1 protein-coding gene and 2 pseudogenes are annotated in these 2,889 nt (G+C 69.7%); all 3 read left to right on the top strand.

From position 1 onward, the window contains the following. Positions 1 to 1,350, top strand: a pseudogene (locus ACWNCF_RS01185) (hypothetical protein); the annotation flags it as partial. Between the two features lie 51 nt (positions 1,351 to 1,401). Further along, positions 1,402 to 2,139, top strand: a complete 738-nt coding sequence (surE, locus tag ACWNCF_RS01180) for a 5'/3'-nucleotidase SurE (RefSeq protein WP_449405719.1) — start codon at positions 1,402 to 1,404, stop codon at positions 2,137 to 2,139. Further along, positions 2,136 to 2,889: pseudogene (locus ACWNCF_RS01175) on the top strand (hypothetical protein); the annotation flags it as partial. The gene surE and the pseudogene ACWNCF_RS01175, both read left to right, overlap by 4 nt.

Raw genomic sequence — 2,889 nt, 5'->3', positions numbered from 1 at the left:
TTTCCCTGCGCGGACGAAGGCCACGGCGGCGGCGGTCTGCTCGAACTGTTTGAAGCTTGCGGTGAACAATTGCACGGCAACACATCGAGCGACGACGCCGACGCCCTGGCCGGGCGCGTGCTCGACACGCTCGACTGGGACGACTACATCGTGCGCGTCGACGACAGCCGCCCGCTGTACCTGATGCGCGCCGGCCGCTTCGACGACAGTTACGGCGAGCGCGTCGACCGCCTCGACTGGGACGCGCTGTTCTGCGCCTGCCCGGCCCTGTTTCGCACGTTCGCGGCCCACGTGGCGCGGCGCTTCGCCCACGTCCTGATCGATTGCCGCAGCGGACGCTCGGCGGCGGCCAGCGTCTGCACGGCGCTGTTGCCGGACAAGATCGTCGGCCTGTTCACTCCCGATGCGCGCAGCCTGGACGGATTGCAGGGCGTCGTCGCGCGCGCCCTCGACTACCGCTGCAGCCACGAGGACGAGCAGCGGCCGCTGCTCGTCTATCCGCTGCCTTGCCCCATCGACGGCGCAGCCGATGTGCGGCTGCGCTGGCGCTTCGGCGACGCCCAGCGCGGCCAGCCGGGCTACCAAGCCAGGCTGGAGCAGATGCTGGCCGAATGCTACGGCCTGTCCAGCGTCGCGCTCGACAGCTACCTCGACGAAGTGCAGCTGCCGCAGGCCGCCATCGTCGGCATGCCGCCGGCGCGCGGCCGGGTCCAAGCGGGCGAGCGCGACCGGTGCGGCCCGCAACGCGCCATCGACACCCTGCTCGAATGGCTGGCACCCGGCCATTTCCCATGGCGCCCGCTGCCCGAGGTGCGGCTCGTGCAGGCCGTGGAGGCGCTGGGCGAACGTGCGGCCGATCCGCAGGCGCCCGCGCTCGTGCGCGAACTGGCGCGCCTGGCCCAATTGTATTCTGGGGCAACAAAGCGAACTGGAAGCGGCGCGCCGCATCGAGCAGCACGTGGTCGCGCTGGAGCAGGGCCTGCACGCGATGGAGGAGGGCAAGCGCGGCCACGCGGCGCCGCGCCGCCCGGGCGAGCCGCCGCCGGACGCCCTGGACGACAAGCTGTCGCGCCTGCAGGAATTGATCGACGCCCGCAGCCCCCACGAGGCGCGCGCGCTGGCGGACAGCCTGCGCTCGACGATCTTGCGGCCGAGTGTGGCACATCCGCTACGACGGCGCGGGGCCGCGATGATCAAGCAGGTTTACCTGCAGGAAGGCGACAAGGACGCGCTGCTGGCCTTCACGCTGGACGAGGTGTCGTCGCTCGAAGGCGCGCTGATCCAGGCCGCGGGAGGGCGCCCGCTCGTGGCGGGCTGACGCGGCGCCAGCGTCGCGCCGGACGCCAATAAATGTGGCGTCCGATAGGTCGATCTTGCCGTTGCTTCAGGTAAAATCGGTGCATGCGTATCCTTATCAGTAACGACGACGGCTATCTCGCTCCCGGCATCAACGCCCTGGCCGATGCGTTGGCACAGGTCGCCGACATCGTGGTGGTCGCGCCCGACAGCAATCGCTCGGGCGCGTCCAACTCATTGTCGCTGGACCGCCCGCTGTCGGTGTCGAAGGCTGCCAATGGTTTCTATTTTGTCAACGGCACCCCGACCGACTGCGTGCACATCGCATTGACGGGGCTGCTGGACACACGCCCCGACCTGGTCGTTTCCGGCATCAACAATGGCCAGAACATGGGCGACGACACCTTGTACTCGGGTACGGTGGCGGCGGCGACGGAAGCGTATCTGTTTGGCATCCCGGCCATCGCTTTTTCCCAGGTGCACGGTGGCTGGGCCGAGGTCGAATCGGCCGCGCGGGTGGCGCGCGACATCGTGCTGCGCCGTTTCGAGCTGATCGAGTCGCCGTTCCTGCTGAACGATAGATATCCGAACATGCCATATGACCAGATGGGGCCGCTCACGCCGACCCGCCTCGGCCGGCGCCACCAGTCCGAGCCCGTCATCCGCGGGCAGGACCCGCGCGGGCGCGAGATCTTCTGGATCGGGGCGCCCGGCGCCTGCCGCGACGCGGGCGAGGGCACGGATTTTCATGCGACGAGCCAGGGTTGCGTGTCGGTGACCCCGCTCCAGGTCGACCTCACGCACCGCGACCAGCTCGATTTGCTGCGGCGAGGGCTCGGATGAGCGAAAAGCGCAGCCAGTTTCCTCTGCCGCTCTCGTCCGTGACGGGCGGGAGCACGCGAAAGCCCGCTGCGCCGGCGCCGGTCGCCACGCCGCAGACGGCAACCCAGAACGCGCGCGAAAACAACCAGCACCGCACCGGCGCCGCGCCCGCCGTGCCGGGCACGGCCAAGCCGGCCGCGGTGCAGCCGCAGCAGACGGTGGTGCGCTCCGACCTGGCGGCCACGGAGGCGCCGCGCCGCGCGATGGGCGAGCAGCGGATAGACGAGCAGCGGCCGCTGCTCGTCCTCGTGGCTGCAGCGGTAGTCGAGGGCGCGCAACTGGACGCCCTGCAATCCGTCCAGGCTGCGCGCATCGGGAGTGAACAGGCCGACGATCTTGTCCGGCAACAGCGCAGTGCAGACGCTGGCCGCCGCCGAGCGTCGCTGCGGCAATCGATCAGGACCATGGGCGAAGCGCCGCGCCACGTGGGCCGCGAACGTGCGAAACAGGGCCGGGCAGGCGCAGAACAGCGCGTCCCAGTCGAGGCGGTCGACGCGCTACGCCGTGACTGTTCGTCGAAAGCGCCGGCATCAGGTACAGCGGGCGGCTGTCGTCGACGCGCACGATGTAGTCGTCCCAGTCGAGCGTGTCGAGCACGCCCGGCCAGGGCGTCGGCGTCGTCGCTCGATGTGTTGCCGTGCAATTGTTCACCGCAAGCTTCAAACAGTTCGAGCAGACCGCCGCCGCCGTGGCCTTCGTCGCAGGAAGATC

It is taken from the genome of Massilia phosphatilytica, from assembly GCF_977014125.1.
This window is presented reverse-complemented; position numbering and strand designations above follow the sequence as displayed.